The following is an 18326-nucleotide window of genomic DNA, read 5'->3' on the forward strand; positions in this document are numbered from 1 at the left end:
CATGAGCGTAATGGCCGAAGGCCGCTGAGCCCCAAAAGCCCGAAAAAATAGGCCCCTGCCAGCGCAGAGGCCACTACTGTTAACGGTTCCAGAAAATATGAACTTCTTCAAAGCCGGTTTCGATGGTGAAAATGTCACCGCCCACTTCTAAATCGTAAGCCATGCGGGCGTAATCTATGTAGGGCGCCAGGCGTTCTGGAATATCGCCACTTTCTTCTGTCAGCTCGGCAGCAAAGTCGGCAACACTGGAATAGCGGCCGGCATAATTCTCCTCAATTACCGTATGCGCCTCCTCAATATCCGTGTATATGTTCAGCACTTCCGCCCCAACCTCGCCATGTTCTTCAATAAACACGGCAACGTCGTGCGCTTCTTTTAAGCTGGTGTACTGAGAAATTGTGTAACTGCCATAGCCTTCATAATCGTGAATGGCATACTCTTCCGCATCAGCCACCGGGCTGCAGGCAAGTAATTCGCTTACTTGATTTTGTATATTATCTAGATCCTGCGTGGCATCAATCCAGGCGCCGTAGTGAATACCGTTGTTGTATGCGGCCAGGTCGGATACGTAAATCTTGATGTCTTCGCTCATGGTCTTGCCCCTTAAAATTCGCTGTTGAGGTTTCTGAGAAGCGCTAAACGCGCCGCTCATGAACCTCTGGCGACAGAGGCCGACTCGGCGGGGGTGAAAAAATCAAGAAAAATTACGGAGGGTCCAACCAGCAAGGCGCCAGATGGAAACCGTCATTTTTCTTGATTTTGAGGGGATGCAATGCCCCGTAAATTCTCCTCTAATACGAACAGGCTCGATTGACCAATCGAGATCAAGCTGCACAGGCAATAAGCCACCAGCCCATTATCGATGGGCCAGCGAAACCGCTTACCAGAAACTAACCTCCTTAAAAGCAACAATGCGCGCCACCTTCAACGAACTGGCCAAAAGCGAGCTTGGCAGCCATCAGCGCAGAAACGCCCTGGCGAGCATTAAGAATATTCAGGGTGAACTCGTATCAAGGGCCCAAACCCTTGATTTCTGTCCTCTGGGCTTGACCGCCAATATTTTGCTGGATTTTTCTATACCTGCTTGACAAATATTATATTTTGCGCAATCATACCAGCAGTTAAGATCAGCAAAGGCATATATCGATGCATGACGAACCGTGGCAGCTAGCTCCCCAACTAAAAAAAGAGTATATCCAGCAATTAGCACAATTATTAGTCCAAGTTAGGGGAGAAGTGATCGACAGGCACGAACCAGAGCTTGGCGATACACGGTTGTCACTCGGTATGCGAGCCTATGAATGTTGCCGATCCCGTATTACGTTCAAGGATGATGACGGGGATTGGCCGTGGCTATCAATTATTACAAACGATGGGCGCTTTACGTTTGCTATAGATGGCGTGCCTGTGCGCTTCTCCCGAAACGATCCCAAGAATTTGCCAGATAGAAAGATCATCCCTTCCCAGGAAGGCTATGAACAAATGTGTATGTTCGAGCATGTCAATGATTATGCCCATATCCGCTGGTTTCTTATTATCGATACCCCCTACGACACGCCAGTAGAACATGCTTATTTTGTTGGTTATAACGAACTCAAAGAAATAATCTGCAAATGGGAAATTCCTCTAAGTGATCAAGTTCCGGTTATGAGCGACGTTAACAAAGGCAAGCCACAAGCCGTTAAAGTGCCGCCAGCAAAAGCAAAATTGAAACTTGTTAGCAAAAAAGAAGATAAAAACGAGAATGATAAATAAGTTTTACGGTGAAAAATTGCGTTTAGCCAGATTGCTAAACGGTATGACCCTAAAAGAGCTTGGAGATGCCGTTACTGCATCACGTCAGTTTATTCATCAACTTGAAGGCGATACCAGACAACCACCAGACGATATGCTTTACGCGCTATGTGAAACACTGCTGGTGCAAAAAGGCTTTTTCTATGAACCGCTCGATAACGATGTGAAGTTTGAGCAATGTCACTTCAGGAAGAGAAAAACCACCCCTGTAGGACTGGCAAACCGTGTTTGCTCGTATAGCAGCATTTTTGAAGTGCTTGTGGAGTTTCTTTCTGGATATATCGAATTTCCTGAACCAGACGTACCTGATCTTTCAAATGACGCAGATAGCTATAGTAACATTGAAATTGAAGTAGCTGCCGAAAATTGCCGTACGCATTGGGGGTTAGGCTTAGATAATCCAATAGACAATATCACCAACGTTTTAGAGCAAGCTGGCGTAGTGATTACCACTTTCTCCGGTGTTTCTGACAAAGTGGATGCACTCTCACTGAGCCGTAAACGACCAATCATCATCCGAAATGACGCAAAAGAGAGTCCATGCAGACTTCGCTTTGATCTTGCGCATGAGTGCGGGCATTTCGTTTTACACAATGGTATAGAGACAGGCGATAATGTTACAGAATCTGAAGCAGACAGATTTGCAAGCGCCTTTATTTTTCCCCGCTCAGCATTTCTAGACGAGTTTCCACGAAACTTTTCACCCAATCGGGAAGCATCGTGGAAACCTCTGTACAAACTAAAAATGAGATGGGGTATGAGTTTAAGGGCCATTATTTATCGCGCCCATTTTTTGAAATTAATCTCTTCTCAAGACTATAGAGCAGCTAATGTCAGACTTAGTAAAACAGGGCAAACGAAAGTCGAGCGCTATGATGATCAAATCGATATGGAGCAACCAGAATTACTTAAAAGCTCTATCGAGCTTTTGAATGAGGAGCTTGGGATTAATTTTTTTAAAATTTCCGATAGTCTTCATATCGAACCAGCGATGCTGTCAACAATCACAGGAATTCCAATTCCTGCCAGTGAATCTGAAAGTAATATTGAACCTTTATTCAGGAGATAAAAATGTCCAGAAAACGCGTAACCGTAACCAGTGAATCCAATACTGGCAGAAACCAAAAATTTCATGACAATTACAACGGAAACGATATGACGCGTGCTAAGTTCGTTAAAGAAATCGAACGTGGTAACTATCAGAATTACCATGTTCGAAATATAAATGGCGTGAAAACACCAGTGTCTAACCCCGACGGACGTGATAACAATAATCTGGGCTAATACAGCTAATGAATGTGCGTTTAACCTGCATCTTCTTCCTGCTCTTGTCTGTTTCTACTAAAATACGTCGGAAAATCGGCTAAACACGAACTGACTAACTGTTTATGCGTGTCTAAGATAGCAAAGTCGAAAGCATCAAAATCAACGCCCTCACCGTGAAGGGCAGAAGCGAGCTTTTTACAGACCTCTCTATCCACGTAACCACGAGAATAGAGCCACATTTCAAGGCTATTTGACAGCCCAAGTTTTAGGCGTGTTTGCAAGATCCTAAGAAGCTCCAATACATCATCGTCTAATCCTTTACCCTCGCCAACATCAGCTATTGCTCCGACATATAACATGGAATCAAAAGAAAGCGCACCGTCAGCCAAGTCTACTACATGGTCCATTTTAATAGTTCTTTGCTGCGACCCTGCTTGATAATAAGCGCCTGATTGATCCAAGTGACCAAGCAGATCAGCGTAGCTACTTCCTGAAATCCATAATTTTGCGAACTCTAATATAACGTTTTCAGGCTTTATTTTGAGAAACATCTTGTTGTTATTGATCTGAGATAGCAACGGCCAGCAAATCACAAGAAGTTCATCCGAGCTTTGAGCTTGTGCTATTTCGTCCCAATTTTTATCAAGCCAATTTTCGATTAAAAATAGGTTTTTCAACCCCAGCAACGATTTTCCGAAGAATCGCCTTTTTTCTTCGGGCACAGAAAGAACTCTACTCGCGACAAGTGAAAATGCCGCCCGTAGTTGTTGTTTCTGATCGTCGTCTGACAAAAAGTAAGCCAATGTTCCTTGGGCTAACTCATCAAAGAACGTTTGAGGCGCACCTGGATTGTCTTTCAAATAGGACAAAAAATAGCTTTCTATTGCTTCGATTAAAGCTTCTTTATAATCCATCTGATCCAGTAGCGAACTGATATCAATAGCGTTTTGATTTCCTGCGTCTATACAGCTTTGCCTATAGCCGCTTGGGTTTGCGATGAACTGGATAACATCAACATTAAGTTCTGCAAAATCAAAAGGCGAGATCAAATCCAGTAGGCTACTAGCGCAGTCCTCCGCATTAGTAAAATCGAGCAAATGCATAGCTCTTTGCCATCGCCACCTTTCACGAAAATTATTGCGTTTATCAAAAACATCTGTATCCGCAAAAATGACACTCCCTTCGGTATGGTATCCAGCTCTGCCTGCACGACCGATGAGATTGTGGAAGTCTCGTGTGGTGATTTCTTGCCCTGCTTGAAATGTACTTGAAACAACTAAGTACCTAATTGGAAGATTTACACCCTGGGCTAGAGTTGAGGTACACACTACCAACACTGACTTATTGGCTTCCATTGCCCACTCTACAGAAACACGGATACCATTCGGAATGTTGGAACTGTGCGGCAATATCCCAAGGGAAATCGAACGAGTAAATATGAACTCATCTCCAAAATGCAAACTGGAAATGTACGCAATTTTGTCCAATTCGCTTTGATCACTAGAAGTATTCGGCGATGGTAAAATAAGCCCTCTGTCGTAGCAATCAACTAAAAGCTCGCATATTGACGTGACAGTACTCTTTATACCGCAGAAGATTGCAACAGGCCCTTGATGACATAACTTAACCCCTAAATAAGCTGCGACACTGGGATTATCGTTTTTGACTGGGAAAAGCCGATCTTTCCTCTCTCGACCCCTCGTTCCGAGGTTTATTTGCTCAATTACCCTAGGAACGAAAAAATCTCTATCGGCCTCACGATCTTGATCGATATATTGGAGTTGCCCCATTGCAGTTTGCCAGCTTGCGAAGGCTGTACTTCTTACTGCTGGTAAACATCCTGCTCCTTGAATCTCAATACCGGCCTCTCCATTAAGCCATTCACCAATAGAATTTGCGTTAGCCATAACTGCGGAGATCAAGACCTTCTGGACTTCGTCACCTACGCGGGATTTTAGGTAGGCCATCAATAGCTCATAGGTGACACCTCTCCTTCCAGTGTCAAACTGATGGCCTTCATCAAAAATAAGCAAGCCAATTGAGTCTGCTAAAGCAGGTTCATGCCTGAGAAGATAAACAAGTTTCTCCGGTGTGGTAACAACTATAGACTTGGTAACTGTTCCATCCTGATCAGTTTGTCCGGTTAAAAATCTTATAAGCTCGTCATCACTATCGGAAATATCCAGAACATCTTGCAATTCATTGATATTTACATCTTCACCTTCGAATGCCTGTTCAAATGTAGCGGTAATCTCCCTGCATAAGGCTCTGAATGGCGCTACAATTACAGCAACGTCAGAGCGCCCTGACAAAAAAGAACTTCGAATTATTAATTCTGTCGATTTTGTCTTTCCCGCACTTGTGGGCATTTGCACAACAGCAGATATACCAGACAAAACTCCTTGCTCGCCCAGCAACCTTTGAGCAGGCCAAAACTCTTGAACAAATTTCGTCTTAGTAATTATATTTGTCCATTGTTCTATGTGGATTTGTGTATATTTCGGCAAACAGTTTATAGACGAGTTTTCGATTTTTCTTAGCAGGATAGAAGAAATAATATCGGCAAACAAAAGCTCTCTATCAGAACCTTTTTCGTATACTTCATGCCTTAATACCTGTATTGCCTGCCTAAAGCTCTGCGCATCAGCGCTTAAACTAAAGAAATTTCGAGTGGCATAGCCGACATCATCTATTGCCTGAGTTAAATAGGTTTTTTCGACGCGATACCAATCTTCTTCGAAGTTGAATTTTAATATCCATATCAAAATCCCCTCAAGATTAGTGTCAGTGAGCAGTTCTGTGTTATAGGCTAAACTTTTGGCTAGAACGATGGAGCTGCCAGGCATGTTCGCTAAATAGTAGGCCGCCGAACCTATAACCTTTAGATAAATAGTCATCTCATCAGCCAGATGAGACTGAATCAAAGCATCAAAATACTGCCCAATAGATATAAGCTCAGACTTTAACTCTTCATGCTCACCAGTTTCTTCAAGCTGTTGTTCTTCACGAGCTTCGATAGCAGAAAGGTCGCCCAGTATCCCAATAGTCGTAATCAATAATTTTCGGGGATCGACAAGTAGCTCTATGTGAGATGCTTCATCAACAGCAAACTCATACATCTTTGCTTTCGATTTCGTAATTGCCAGCATTTTCTTTGAGGGTGCTTCAAGCTTCATTAGCAGCCCTCTCGTATAGGCTGTGTACTAAAGACATCAATACAGGGCCTCTTATCACAATCATTTCCAACTGCGTTCGAGATGAATGTTCCTGAGTAGAAGCTTCAGCCAAAGTTTCTATGCAGCATGAGCTATCAGTGAGAACCGCTGCCGCTCCAAATTTTGTTTTATATGGGTGGTCAACATTTTGTTGAAATCTTGAGACAATACCCATCCCCGCAAAATCTTTCTGATCGTATAACCTTTGCTTCGCGCCGTTTAGCGATTCCGCAAGTCTAGCTTCATCCTTTGAGCTGTCATTAATTGCTGTTTGCAAAGTGTTTCTGGCATTATTCTCAGAAAGGCGCGCTTTTACCTCATAAATTATTAACTCGTCTTTGTTAGATGGCATTTTGTTCTTTTGCTTAAAGCCTAGAACATCTGAGCCCTTGGAAGACTCATTGCCAATTATCTTCCGGTCGTAACGGGTTCTTGGAACATAGTAATCGTGAAGAAACGTCAAATAATCAGCGACTAATATTTCTGAAAAGTCACCAGATCGCGTGCTCGGCCCTAAGCCAGGAGAATCGTCGGGGAACTTCAGGTTTAATAAATATTCGGAGTTTGTCATTCCTTCAGGCTTAAGTATTTCTATTTCAGCATCAGCGCAATAATGATTTCTGAAATGCCTTGCCCAATGAGACATAACCTCCTCATTGGCGACATCATAAGCAAACTCATAAACAGGAACATTCTCACCCGTTGATATGGCGATTACTTCACCTGTGTCGTGGAGCCAAGCAAGATGTTCTTTTGTCCAAGACATGTGTAATCGTAAGCCTTTCCGTGTTATTTGTTTTTACCCGTAGGAATCAATAATATTCCCGAATATATGCGTATGCCTGATCAAATAAATCCTGATCAGTGTGCAGCTTGTATTTCAGTAATGTCTTACGCAGTGATTTTTGCACTTCGCGTTCACCACCAGTGGTATTCTGCCAGCCAGGGAAACGTACTATGCGAACAATGGCATCAATATCATTGACTATGCGCTCGACGACTGCGGGCGTTTGATCGCTTTTCAGCTCCAAAAACAGTTCAGTGAGTGCGGCTTTTGGTGATTTCTCTTGCCTTGCTTCTTCAAGCTCTTTTTCAGCCTGAAGCGTTTCCTTAGCAATTTTGCAAAGCTCTTTCACAAAGTCGATTGAGGCGATTAGCCCTTTTTCAGCCTTATCTCTGAGCGTTTCAAGCCGTTCGCTCAACGACTTGAATACAGGCAAGTCGGTTCGATCTTTGAAACGTTTCGCTAACGCCTTCTCTAGTTGCGTTGTCTTTCTTGGATCGGGGTTATTGAATATATCTTCGATAACATCGGCATCCATGACAAACTCATCCAGGGTATGAACCCCACCGACATGAATGTTTTCATGGATTAGCTGCGTTGTTTGGGCACCCAAGGTTAGCCACAGCAACTTGCCAATGTTGTCCGAAGCTGGCTTAACGGATTCATAGACCTGGGCGAGCCATTTGTAATCTGCGTTATAGGCATCGAGGATATTATCCGGTGATAGCGACTCCCAGAGTTTGGCCAGATATTTGAAATCTGCTGCAAAAGCATCTTTCTTCTCGTCTGTCTTAATGGCATCCTGCGCAGCCTCTAATCCTTCAAACCCTTCCAGGGTACGATCAACGCCTTCAAAATGAGATAAAGCGTCAGCCATTGCTTGTGGGAGTTTTGACCCTAGCTCTGCAAGATTGGTAATAACTTGTTGTAGGCTTTTTTCATCAAACTCAAGAGCTTTTGCTGCATCGTCAAACACACCAAAGTAATCGACAATCCTGCCAAAGGTTTTGTGCGGATACAGGCGGTTGGTTCGGCAAATTGCCTGGAGCAAGGTATGATCCTTTATGGATTTGTCCAAATACATCGTTTGCAGTATTGGTGCGTCAAAGCCCGTCAAAAGCTTAGCGGTAACGATAATGAATTTAAGCTCTGAAGTGGCATCATTAAATTCGTCGACGATCTTTTCCTGCTGGCTTTTATCAACGGCCCATTTTTGTTTGAATTCGAGATCGTCGTTAGCCGTTGTTGAAATGACGACCTTGCTAGCTTCGACAGGAAAGTGCTTATCCAGCTCTTCCTTGTATTGAACACAAGCGTGGCGATCAGACGTGACTATCATTGCCTTGAAGCCGTGGGGCAAAACCTTCTCTTTAAAATGCACGGCAATGTCATTCACGATTTTCTCAACGCGCTCTGGCGCTTTGAGGAAGGCCGCCATCTTTGCGGATTTCTGGTTTAAAGCATCGGCTTCTTCATCCGTTAAGCCCGCGCTTTCTTTTAGGTTCTCAAAAGCCTGATCCAGAGAGTCTTTGTCAACGTGTACATCGACCAAGCGCGGCTCAAAATGCAGCGGCAGCGTTGCTTCATCTCGAATAGAGTCATGGAAGGTATAGCGGCTCATATATCCGCCGTGATCTTCCTCTGCGCCGAAAGCCCAGAATGTATTTTTATCCGCCTTGTTGACTGGAGTTCCGGTTAAACCGAACAGGAAAGCATTGGGTAATGCAGCCCGCATTTGGCGACCAAGATCGCCTTCCTGGGTTCGGTGCGCCTCATCCACTAGAACAATGATATTGTCGCGGGTATTCATGTCTGGTTTTGCATCGCGGAACTTATGGATCATCGAGATGATGATCTTGCGGGTATCGCGCTCCAGCATTTGCTGTAGCTCTTTAATGCTTTCGGTGGTTTCGACATTGGCGATATCGGCAGCATTAAAAGTGCCGCTAATTTGCGTATCCAGGTCGGTTCTATCTACCAGCACAATAACCGTTGGGCTTTTAAGAGAGGCTTCGCGGCGGAGTTTTTGTGCAGCAAAGACCATGAGCAATGATTTACCTGAACCTTGGAAGTGCCAGATCAAACCTTTTTTAATTTTGCCCTCAACAACGCGTTGAACGATCTTGTTCGCTCCCTCGTACTGTTGAAAGCGAGGTATAACCTTCATACGCTGCTTCTTGCTATTGCTGGTAAACAAGGAGAAGTTGCGCATAATGTCGAGCAAGCGAGCCGGACTGAGCAGGTCTTTAAGTTCTTTGCCTACGCCGCCAAGACCAAGGCTTTTGGCAATTTTCTCGTCGTCATTCTCTAGCCGCCACGGAGCCCAAAACTCTAATGGGCAACGTATAGCTCCGTAATATAGCTCTTTACCTTCGGTAGCAAAAGACAAGATATTCGGAACAAATAGCTGAGGAACTGCATTTTCATAGATATTGTGAATTTCATTAGCGCCATCTAGCCAACTCACAGAAGGCCGGATGGGGGTTTTCGCTTCGCCAATCACAACAGGAATCCCGTTAATCATCATTACCACATCGGGTATCTTGGTCTCACGGTGGTGGATACGGAACTGATTAGTGACGATGTATTGATTGTTTGTGAGATTACCGAAATCGATTAAGCGAACAGGCACATGGCGATTATTCTCGCCGAAAGGCATGGTTTTCTCGCCTGTCAGCCACAAAAAGAATTCTTCATTGGCCTTTACCAGGCCAATCTGATTAACCGAAATTAAAATAGCGCGGAGTTTGTAGATGACCTCATCAGCCAATTCAGGCTTAGCCTGAATTTCAGGATTGAGTCGCAATAACGCATCTTTCACCTGCGACTCAACCATCACTTCATTAACGCCGCGGCCAAGCTGATCAGAATTTTGATATTGCCACTCGGTCCCGTAGGGCTGCAAAGGTGTCTCAGCGACCTTTCCCTGATTGAGATTTACACCCGTCAATTGATTGATGATGTAATACTCGACGCTATTTAATTCCGTAAACCCCATCCCTAAAACACCTGATTAACTAAACTTTTGAACATATGACCTTGGTTATTTTCAAGACTCAACGCACCTCGAACTACTTTTTCGACCTGTTTATATTCGTTAACAACGCTCTGCTGATATGCAAGCGGAGGCAAGAAAAATTCGTACTCTGAAATCTTAGAGGGTGAAGTATGAAGCACTTTAGTCCCGGATGCTGAAGAGAAAAGAAAGCGTCGAAAATCGTCTGTCAAAAACAGCAAATAAAGATATTCCAACGTAACTATATTTTTATTTATAACTTCAACTTTACCCATTCGTTGGTTATGAAGATAAAGTCTGTCCTTATCTTCAATAATTCCCGGAATTCCTAAAATTTCACCTCCGGGTGTTTGGCAAGTCATAGCTAGAAGTAGATCGCCGGGGTTTAGCTTGTAATCTTCAGGGTAGTCACCAGAGTAACATTTTATCTTTGTATCAAAAAACCTAAAGCCACCCTCATAATCATAGTTGCCGATGGTTACGACAATTGGTAATTGACCATCGTCGTCAGACCAGTATTCACTTTTAAATGGAAATCCATGTTTTATTTGGATCAGATCTCTCAAGCAAGCTCTGGAAAACCCTTTTTCATTTAGATTAGTTACCTTCTCTTCGAGAATTGTCCTCAAAACACTTTTAGCCTTCCCGCAAACCACTTTGGTCAGTTCTCTATATCGATCTGCTTCCGCAAAAATCTCTATGATTTCTTTGTGCCAGTCTTTTGGCGGCAAAAGGAACTCATAGCTCGCCAAATCTTTCCAGTTCACATAAGGATTAACTGATCCTTTAGAATTACGAATGGAATGTTGAGAGAAGCCCTCAGAAAGCATAATAAATGGCAATAAATCTCTATCAATCAATTCTTCATTTGCTTTAACAACAAAGGTTGTGTTGGACGTTATTCCATCAAATGGAGCAATTGCAACTTTTCTTAAATATGTTCGCCTTGATCCGTATAAAATATCACCTTCCTCAAACTTTCGAATAAATGCAGGCCCAAGATATTCATCTTGTAGCTCTCCCCATTCCCGTAAGTGAAGATCTTCTGAATACATATGCTCGCCCTTCACGTAACGTGTCAAATCCGTGTTTTCGCGGTCCACTGTTTTCTTTTGTTGAATAGCAACATCGCCAAACTTCACCAACCGCCAATCAGAACGATTCAAGTTTAGCCCGCCAATTTGATTTTTTAGAGCAGCCTCCATTAAACACCTACCTCGAACAATGCATTCATGGAGTTTTTTAGATTATCACTAGCATCAAGCCAATTTTGGAAAACGCTTTCAAAATCAGAGCTGTTTTGGGAATTGTCTTGGCTTACGTAAAAATTGATATTCATATTCCCTTCCAACTCCATGATCTCGTCAATAGTAACTACTTGTGCAAAATGTGGTATGTCCGTAAAATCCACATAAGCATGGTACAACTTCTTGATATGATCAGCCGTTAGATAAGCCTGCCCTTTATTGTTAACGACATCATCTTTGCCATTAACAAAAAGGACTTTACCTTTTCTTTCCTTAGGTTTGTTGGTATTTCCAACTAAAATCATTGCCTCCATGGGAGAGTTATAAAATAAATTTCCACCCAGCCCTATCACGGCCTCTATTTCATCGGTCTCAACCATTTTCCTCCGCATTTGCGCTTCCATGTCCCGAAATAGAATTCCATGAGGCCACAGAATGGCATAGCGTCCATTTTTTTTATCCAAGCTTTTATGAATATGCTGTTGAAACGCATAGTCTGCACAGCCTTGCGGAGGAGTTCCCCAGATATTTCGACCATAGGGATCGTTTTCAAATCCTTTTCTATCCCAAGATTTTATTGAGTACGGCGGATTAGCCAAAATAACATTGAATTTCTTCAATTCATCATTTTCTAAAAACCCTGGATTTGCTAATGTATCCCCCCGCACGATATCGAATTCTTCAATACCATGCATAAACATGTTCATGCGGGCAATAGCCGAGGTAATCAGGTTTATCTCCTGGCCATAGAGCTTGAGTGTTCGGTATTCTTTGCATTCTTCTTTCAAATGCAGGGCACAATTCAAAAGTAGGCCGCCAGAACCACAAGTCGGGTCGTAAACAGACTCCCCCGGCTGCGGGTCCATAATCAAGGTCATCAGCTTTACAACGGTTCGGTTGGTGTAAAACTCGGCGGCTGTATGACCGCTATCATCCGCAAATTCCTTGATAAGATATTCGTAGGCATTGCCCAGCTTGTCATCAGGCACGTTGCTCAAATTGAGTTTGTGCTGGGAAAAATGCTCGATCAGGTTTGTGAGCATTGCATCAGATAAGCGATCTTTGTTTGTCCAGCTTGCATCACCGAAAATACCTTCTAGCGTGTCTGGGTTTGCTTTCTCAATGGCACGCATTGCGTTTTGCAGGGCCAGCCCCACATTTACCGTTGTTTCACGCACGTCTTTCCAGTGAGCGCCTTCCGGGATTTGGAAGTGGTGGTTTTCGGCAAATGCTGCATATTCCAAATCCCCATCGGATTCTGCCAGAGCATTTTCAAACTCTTCATCGTAAACATCGGAGATACGCTTAAAGAAAAGCAGCGGAAAGATATATTGCTTGTAATCACCCGCGTCGATAGTACCGCGCAAAGCCGTGGCCGCGCCCCAGAGGTACTTTTCTAGTGATTTTTGATCCATTTCTTTTGCCGACATTAAATAAACTTCTCCAATACTGCTTTAAACTTTTCTTCCGCTTTCAAACTTGCTTCCCATGCCTCTTTCAGTTCGGCCATGGCTTCTTCTACGCTCGGCAAGTTGTCTTCAATAATTTTCTCGACATAGAGCGGAATGTTAAGGTTGCAGTCGTTTTCTAATAGGTTTTCAAGCGTTGCCACTTTTACGTAGCTCTCCACATCCTCGAACGCCTGATACCATCCATGGATTTGTTGAACATGCGTTGGCTCTAAAAAGTTTTGGGCTCGGCCTACACGTATTTGGTCTGAGGCATCTATAAATAGAACTTTACCTTTTTTTTCTGCATCTTTGTTTTGCTTGAATACCATCACACATGCTGCCAGTTGTGTTCCGTAGAACACATTGGGGCCTAAGCCGATTACGGCTTCTAGCAGATCATGCTCAATTAGGGCTTTACGAATTTTGCCTTCAGCGCCTTTGCGAAATAGCGCTCCATGAGGCAGCACGACCGTCATTCTTCCTGTGCTGTTCATGGATTTCACCATGTGCTGAACCCAGGCCATATCGCCGTTACCTTGTGGCGGAACTCCAGCGATATTGCGCCCATATGGATCATTGGCCCAATTCTCGGCTCCCCAATCTTTGAGGGAGAACGGGGGATTTGCTATGACACAATCGAAAGTTTGAAGACCATCAGCCTCGAAGAAGGCAGGCTGCCTGAGAGTATCGCCCCGCAATATTTTGAAATCTTCAATACCGTGCAGGAACATGTTCATGCGAGCAATTGAGCTGGACGTTAGGTTTCTTTCCTGACCGTAGAGCTTTAGCGTTCGGTAGTCTTCATTATTATGTTTGAGGTGATCAACGCACTCCAACAGCATTCCGCCTGTTCCGCAGGCGGGGTCGTAGATTGTTTCACCTTCATGGGGATCAAGGATCAAGCCCAGTAGATGCACTACGGATCGCGGGGTGTAGAACTCTCCGGCCTTTTTGTTGGTTAGGTCGGCAAAGTGCTTGATCAAATACTCATAGGCGTTACCCAGCATATCTGGGTTCGCGTTTTCTCTGCCTAATGTGTATTGCGAAAAATGCTCAATCAGGTTGATTAGAAGGCTGTCGGCCAGCTTATTTTTGTTACTCCATTGGGCATCACCGAATATGCCGTAGAGATATTCTTGGTTCGCTTTTTCGATTCCGCGCAAGGCATGTTCAATAGCCTGCCCCACGTTCGAGGTGGTTTCGCGAACATCACGCCAATGGCAGCCCTCTGGAATCTCAAAGCGATGCATTTCAGGCAAGGATGCATATTCAGCATCTCCATCGGATTCTTCTAGCGCTGATTGGTATTCTTCATCATATACATCGGACACCCGCTTGAAGAATAACAAAGGGAAAATGTAGACCTTGAAATCTGAGGCATCAACTGGCCCTTTGAGTATCCAGGCTGCCTTTGAAAGGTATTGTTCTAGCTGTGATAAGGTTAATTTTTCACCTAGCATTATTAGTCCCATTCATTCTATTGAGAATGTCTTACTTCCTAAAAACCATTTCGCTTTGGCAAGGGGCTTGTATAAACCTCTCCTTACCAATAGGTCGACTTCAAAATGCCCCAAAACATTCAGTTATTGCTAAATCTTTAACCAAGGAAGCGCTGGCAGGCGGCATCACTCCAAAACCGGGTGCGGGACTACGGCTTCCTTAGCTCGTATTTTAGCCACGCCAAAGGCTGGAATATAGGCCTCCGGCGGGAAGGCCAGAGTAGCAAAAAACGGCGGATTGGTCACATAAATCAACAATGGGCGCAGCCCTGCTGGCTCAACCCCTACTGCGCATACAAAAGCTTACGAGCAGGGCTTGCCTGGCGCGGCTGGCCTTTGGTGCTGGTGTTGCCCTAGCCATCGGGCCACACCTGTATGGGTTTAACAACGTTCATCACATTGCCTTGCAGCCTTGATGCGGCAAAGGTGGTGACCAAGCTTCGGCTAAGCGGCTCAGATTTGGCGGGACAGACTGAAGTCATAGAAGCTCAAACTCTGGCCCACTACGCTGCACCTCAAGGGCATTGGCCTTCTCGCCGGTATGCTCCTGGATGTGCTCAATTAGCCGCTGGCGGTTGTCGGTGTAGACAGTGGCCTGCTCCTTGGCCCGGCTTAGGGCGACGTAGAGCGCCTTTTGGGAGGCTAGGTTAATCCGGGCGCTCTCGGCGTGGTAGATGACGCGCTCGGTAGTTTTACCCTGGCTGGCGTGGACGGTAGAGACGTAATCGTAGTTCCAGTGTTGCGCACCGTGGGCGTCCAGGGTGATGGTAGCCAAGTGGCCATTGGCGTATTCGACTTCGGCGAACCCGCGATCTACATCAATGCTTTTCACCACACCCCGTGTCCCGTTACTGAGGCCTATATCGCGATTATTGCTTGTGCAAATAACTTTATCGCCTATGGCTAAGGCACACTCTTTGGGGCGGTAGGCCTGAGATTTGGCGCCCCAGGCTAGCGGGTTCCAGATTCGCTGCTCTCCCGTGCTGGATTGCAGCTCCACCACACCAAGGCTTGGCTCTACGGCCGAAACTTGCCAGTAGCTGCCCTTGGCCACCTCTTTTGATTTGTATTCACGCAAGAACTGAACGACATCGCCGACTTTGTAGTTGAGCGCGTCTTTACGACAGGCCTGGGTCAAGTCGACCCGCTCCAGGCGCCGAGTGTTTATCTCCTGCTCCGAAAGCTGGCCAATGGACTTTAGGCCTCCGCGTAGAGCCTGGCTGAGCTGGTCGCGCCCTTCCCGGCTTGGGTCAATGATTAAACAGTTTTGCCTTTGTACCTCAGGCATTTCAATGTACTGCTTAACAATGGCAGCGTGGCGGGCGTCGGCTTTGCCTGCGAATTCGACGATTTCACCGCCCCCCTTCTCCAGGCTCTCCATAGCCTCGCGGGCTTCGCCCTGCAGGCTATGTTCTACCGTTTGCAGAAGCTCTCGATTCGTTTGGCGAACAATTTCATCGAGCTTAAAAGTTTGCATTCCGTTTTCTTGAAGCTGGCGGAATGCCGCGCCCGCCTCTACGGAGCCAAGTTGCTTTACGTCACCGACCAGCACTACACGAGCTTGCGTGGCCTGAGCTTGACTGAGCAATTGTGTCATATCTTTGGTAGACAGAAGGGAGGCTTCGTCTACCAACCATAGCTGGCGCTGAGGCTCTTGCTTACCGTGCCGTTCGCGGAGTAAATGACTGGCGACGGTTTTTACGTTGTAGAGCCTTGCGCCCTCGGCCAGTGATTCGCAGGCGGAGGCGGATGGGGCCATGCCCACAACATCGTATCCTTTGAGTGCATATTGCTCAGCGATGGTTTTGAGAGCCGTGGTGGTTTTTGCAGTACCCGCGTAGCCTTGAATGGCAACGATGTTGTCGTCTGACAGCATGACGCCGCGCACCGATCCTACTTGGCCAGAGGTCCAACCATCGTAACCTTGCGCGCGGCTTTCATTCTCGGCCGCTGCAAGTACTTGCTCGACTTGATACAGACTGAACTCCGGCAAAGCTTTGCCTTGTGCCTCACGCATTGTGTTTATCATTTTTTCTTCCAGCGCTACGTGCTCTGGCGTTGTGTAAGCTGGGAGCTGCTGCCAGCCCTTTGTGTGGCGACAGTATGATTTTACGGTTCGGTCACCCATTAACAGATCTTTATCAACCGCCGTCTCTATTGTCTTGTTTACGACCGCTGCAGAGATACCGTAGCCAACGGCCAACTCATTCATTTTCGCCTGAAGTGCTTGCGCGCTAAATACTGCATCGCGCTCAGATAAGGAACGGATGGCCTGGTCGAAAATCTTTTGGCTTACATCAAACGAGTCACTTCGACATCGTGCAATCCAATCAGGATCTGCGCATCGCTCATTGGCAATCTCAACCAAGCGGGCAACATTCATTCCCGCGCCTTCTGAGCGAGTTACCCAATCCTTATAAAGGGCTTCGCGTTCTACTCGCTTTTTGGTCGCGCGAGACTCGTGGGCGACTTTTTCTTTGATATAGGCAGGGGCGGTTTCTCGGGTGTAGCCCAGGTCGGAAAGCTTTTGATCGACCACGTCTCGGCGCTTGCTAAACTCACCCAATGCCGCATCGGTTACACCTACGACCTCAAAATTGGCATCCGGCATTCGCTGAATGTCATAGCCCAGCTCCCTTAGCTGCGCCGCCAGTGACTGCCGATATGCCAGGCCCGCTTCCTTCTGGGCCAAGTAAAGATGGTGACTTTCCAGGCTACGCCATTGGCCATTCTCTTTGCGGGTGGCATTCAACACTACAGCGTGGCTGTGCAACTGAGGGTCCAGGCTGCGGCTGGTATCGTGGCGAAACACCGCCGCCAGTAGATTACCCGTGGCCAACTGATTCGGCCCGGATTGGTTGCGGTTATTGAGCCGCGTCCAGGCCGCAGAGTTCTCCAACATCGCCATTGCTTCGCGTACTGCTTGGTCGTGCGCTTTTATTACTCGCTCGTCGTTACCAATCAGGGCGACTACCGACACTGATTTAGGAGGTGAAAACTGTAAATCCCAACCGGGTTTGTGCTGCCACTCTCCTTCCCGATAGGTGCCGATCATCTGGCCAGCTATTTCACCGCCCAAGTAGCGTTTAAATCGCTCGGGCTCAACCTCGTTGCCTTGTATGGCCAAAAGCTTTGCCCCCTCACCTTCCCAGCTTGAGGGGCAAACATCATCAGTCAAATAATAATCGGCGTGATCGCCACGCTCGAAGTAACTGGCGGCATGAGCCGCCGAGCGGATTGGAGCTAGCGTCATCATGGCGCCACCTAGAGCTTGTTGTAGCGTTCGAGCAGTGCATCGATACGCTCGCGCAGCTGCTCGCTGTTTAGCTCAGCGCCAGCGGCTTGTGCTGATTCCGTTGCAATTACGCGAGCCGCTGTGACGGCGTGTAAAACTGATTCAAGCTTGCGCTCGATTGCTTCAAACCGATAATCGATTTTTCCTCCCTGATCCGTTAGCGCTTTTTCTACAAGCAAGCGCACAGCCTGACTTCGGCTTAGGCCACGTGCTTCTGCCAGTTTTTTTAGCTCTTGATGCATTTGTTTATCGCAGTGAACCTGCACGCGATACGGGTGTGTCATACTCATAATCCATACTCATATATAAGTCACCTCAAGGCCCTTCAACGCTCGCTCTGAGTCGTCTATGACTCAAAGGTGAAAGCCAGCCTTGAGTCACCGCCAAACCGTATCCTCCTTAGGGATACACAGCTGCACGCCAGGTGCGTGAGGTGTCCGCCCTAGCCATAGCTAGGGCGTGGTTGATTGGGGCCCACAGCTATGCTGTGGGTTTGTTGTAGTTGGTTGAGCCAACACCAAAATCTGATGTTGGTATCTTTGATCGTCGCAGTTCCTCAAGCTGATTTTCCGCTTGAGTTACGAGCCGTTGAATAGCATCCTCAACGTGATCGTTGAGTGGAAAAGAGACACCTTCCCTCTCTGCCTCTTTTTCGATCTTATCGAGGCGCTGTAGAGTTTCTGATGAAATATGCAGGCTGAGCTTCTTTTTCACAGCTGCAGCTTTACTTGTGAATAGTGATTTGGCCATTGGGCGGCT

Annotated in this window: 15 protein-coding genes; 4 read left to right on the top strand and 11 right to left on the bottom strand. The window is 46.0% G+C overall.

All coding sequences use genetic code 11. The annotated features are described in order from the left end of the window. Positions 1-79: 79 nt before the first annotated feature. Positions 80-592, bottom strand: coding sequence for an antirestriction protein ArdA (locus tag M6D89_RS06580; protein ID WP_253967224.1), 513 nt, complete (start codon positions 590-592; stop codon positions 80-82). 142 nt (positions 593-734) lie between these two features. On the opposite strand from M6D89_RS06580, the gene M6D89_RS06585 reads away from it, so the two are divergent. Genes M6D89_RS06585 through M6D89_RS06600 form a run of 4 tightly spaced genes read left to right on the top strand, consistent with a single transcriptional unit; the run spans position 735 to position 3078 of the window. Then, on the top strand, positions 735-1088 hold the full coding sequence (locus tag M6D89_RS06585; protein ID WP_253967225.1) for a hypothetical protein: 354 nt from the start codon (positions 735-737) through the stop codon (positions 1086-1088). Between the two features lie 58 nt (positions 1089-1146). Next, positions 1147-1755, top strand: a complete 609-nt coding sequence (locus M6D89_RS06590) for a hypothetical protein (protein WP_253967226.1) — start codon at positions 1147-1149, stop codon at positions 1753-1755. Next, positions 1745-2863, top strand: coding sequence for a helix-turn-helix domain-containing protein (locus M6D89_RS06595; RefSeq protein WP_253967227.1), 1119 nt, complete (start codon positions 1745-1747; stop codon positions 2861-2863). The genes M6D89_RS06590 and M6D89_RS06595 overlap by 11 nt, the downstream gene beginning before the upstream one ends. Positions 2864-2865: 2 nt before the next feature. Next, a complete protein-coding gene (locus tag M6D89_RS06600; RefSeq protein WP_253967228.1) occupies positions 2866-3078 on the top strand; it encodes a hypothetical protein in 213 nt (70 codons plus the stop codon). A 20-nt stretch (positions 3079-3098) separates the two neighbouring features. On the opposite strand, the gene M6D89_RS06605 is transcribed toward M6D89_RS06600, so the two are convergent. The 10 genes from M6D89_RS06605 to M6D89_RS06645 all read right to left on the bottom strand — a co-directional run bounded on the left by M6D89_RS06605 (position 3099) and on the right by M6D89_RS06645 (position 18317). Then, positions 3099-6236 (bottom strand): DEAD/DEAH box helicase, encoded by a 3138-nt coding sequence (locus M6D89_RS06605; protein ID WP_253967229.1) that lies wholly within the window; start codon positions 6234-6236, stop codon positions 3099-3101. Next, positions 6226-7041 carry a Hachiman antiphage defense system protein HamA gene (locus tag M6D89_RS06610; RefSeq protein ID WP_253967230.1) on the bottom strand — a complete coding sequence of 272 codons (816 nt, stop codon included), beginning with the start codon at positions 7039-7041 and terminating at the stop codon, positions 6226-6228. The genes M6D89_RS06605 and M6D89_RS06610 overlap by 11 nt, the downstream gene beginning before the upstream one ends. A 46-nt stretch (positions 7042-7087) precedes the next feature. Then, complete coding sequence (locus M6D89_RS06615; RefSeq protein ID WP_253967231.1) at positions 7088-10057, bottom strand: type I restriction endonuclease subunit R; 2970 nt, start codon at positions 10055-10057, stop codon at positions 7088-7090. Positions 10058-10059: 2 nt separating this feature from the next. After that, positions 10060-11280, bottom strand: coding sequence for a restriction endonuclease subunit S (locus M6D89_RS06620; protein WP_253967232.1), 1221 nt, complete (start codon positions 11278-11280; stop codon positions 10060-10062). Continuing rightward, positions 11280-12752, bottom strand: coding sequence for a type I restriction-modification system subunit M (locus M6D89_RS06625; protein ID WP_253967233.1), 1473 nt, complete (start codon positions 12750-12752; stop codon positions 11280-11282). Before M6D89_RS06625 ends, M6D89_RS06620 begins: the two co-directional genes overlap by 1 nt. Beyond that, a complete protein-coding gene (locus tag M6D89_RS06630; RefSeq protein WP_253967234.1) occupies positions 12752-14233 on the bottom strand; it encodes a type I restriction-modification system subunit M in 1482 nt (493 codons plus the stop codon). The genes M6D89_RS06625 and M6D89_RS06630 overlap by 1 nt, the downstream gene beginning before the upstream one ends. Before the next feature lie 392 nt (positions 14234-14625). Further along, positions 14626-14754: a hypothetical protein gene (locus tag M6D89_RS17280; RefSeq protein ID WP_256504462.1), complete on the bottom strand. Its 129-nt coding sequence runs from the start codon at positions 14752-14754 to the stop codon at positions 14626-14628. Beyond that, positions 14751-17528, bottom strand: a complete 2778-nt coding sequence (mobF, locus tag M6D89_RS06635) for a MobF family relaxase (protein ID WP_253967235.1) — start codon at positions 17526-17528, stop codon at positions 14751-14753. The genes M6D89_RS17280 and mobF overlap by 4 nt, the downstream gene beginning before the upstream one ends. A gap of 8 nt (positions 17529-17536) precedes the next feature. After that, positions 17537-17857: a ribbon-helix-helix domain-containing protein gene (locus M6D89_RS06640; RefSeq protein ID WP_253967236.1), complete on the bottom strand. Its 321-nt coding sequence runs from the start codon at positions 17855-17857 to the stop codon at positions 17537-17539. A 190-nt stretch (positions 17858-18047) separates the two neighbouring features. Beyond that, a complete protein-coding gene (locus M6D89_RS06645; protein ID WP_253967237.1) occupies positions 18048-18317 on the bottom strand; it encodes a hypothetical protein in 270 nt (89 codons plus the stop codon). Between the last annotated feature and the right edge of the window lie 9 nt (positions 18318-18326).

The sequence above is a fragment of the Gilvimarinus xylanilyticus genome, assembly GCF_024195295.1.
GTDB lineage: Bacteria > Pseudomonadota > Gammaproteobacteria > Pseudomonadales > Cellvibrionaceae > Gilvimarinus > Gilvimarinus xylanilyticus.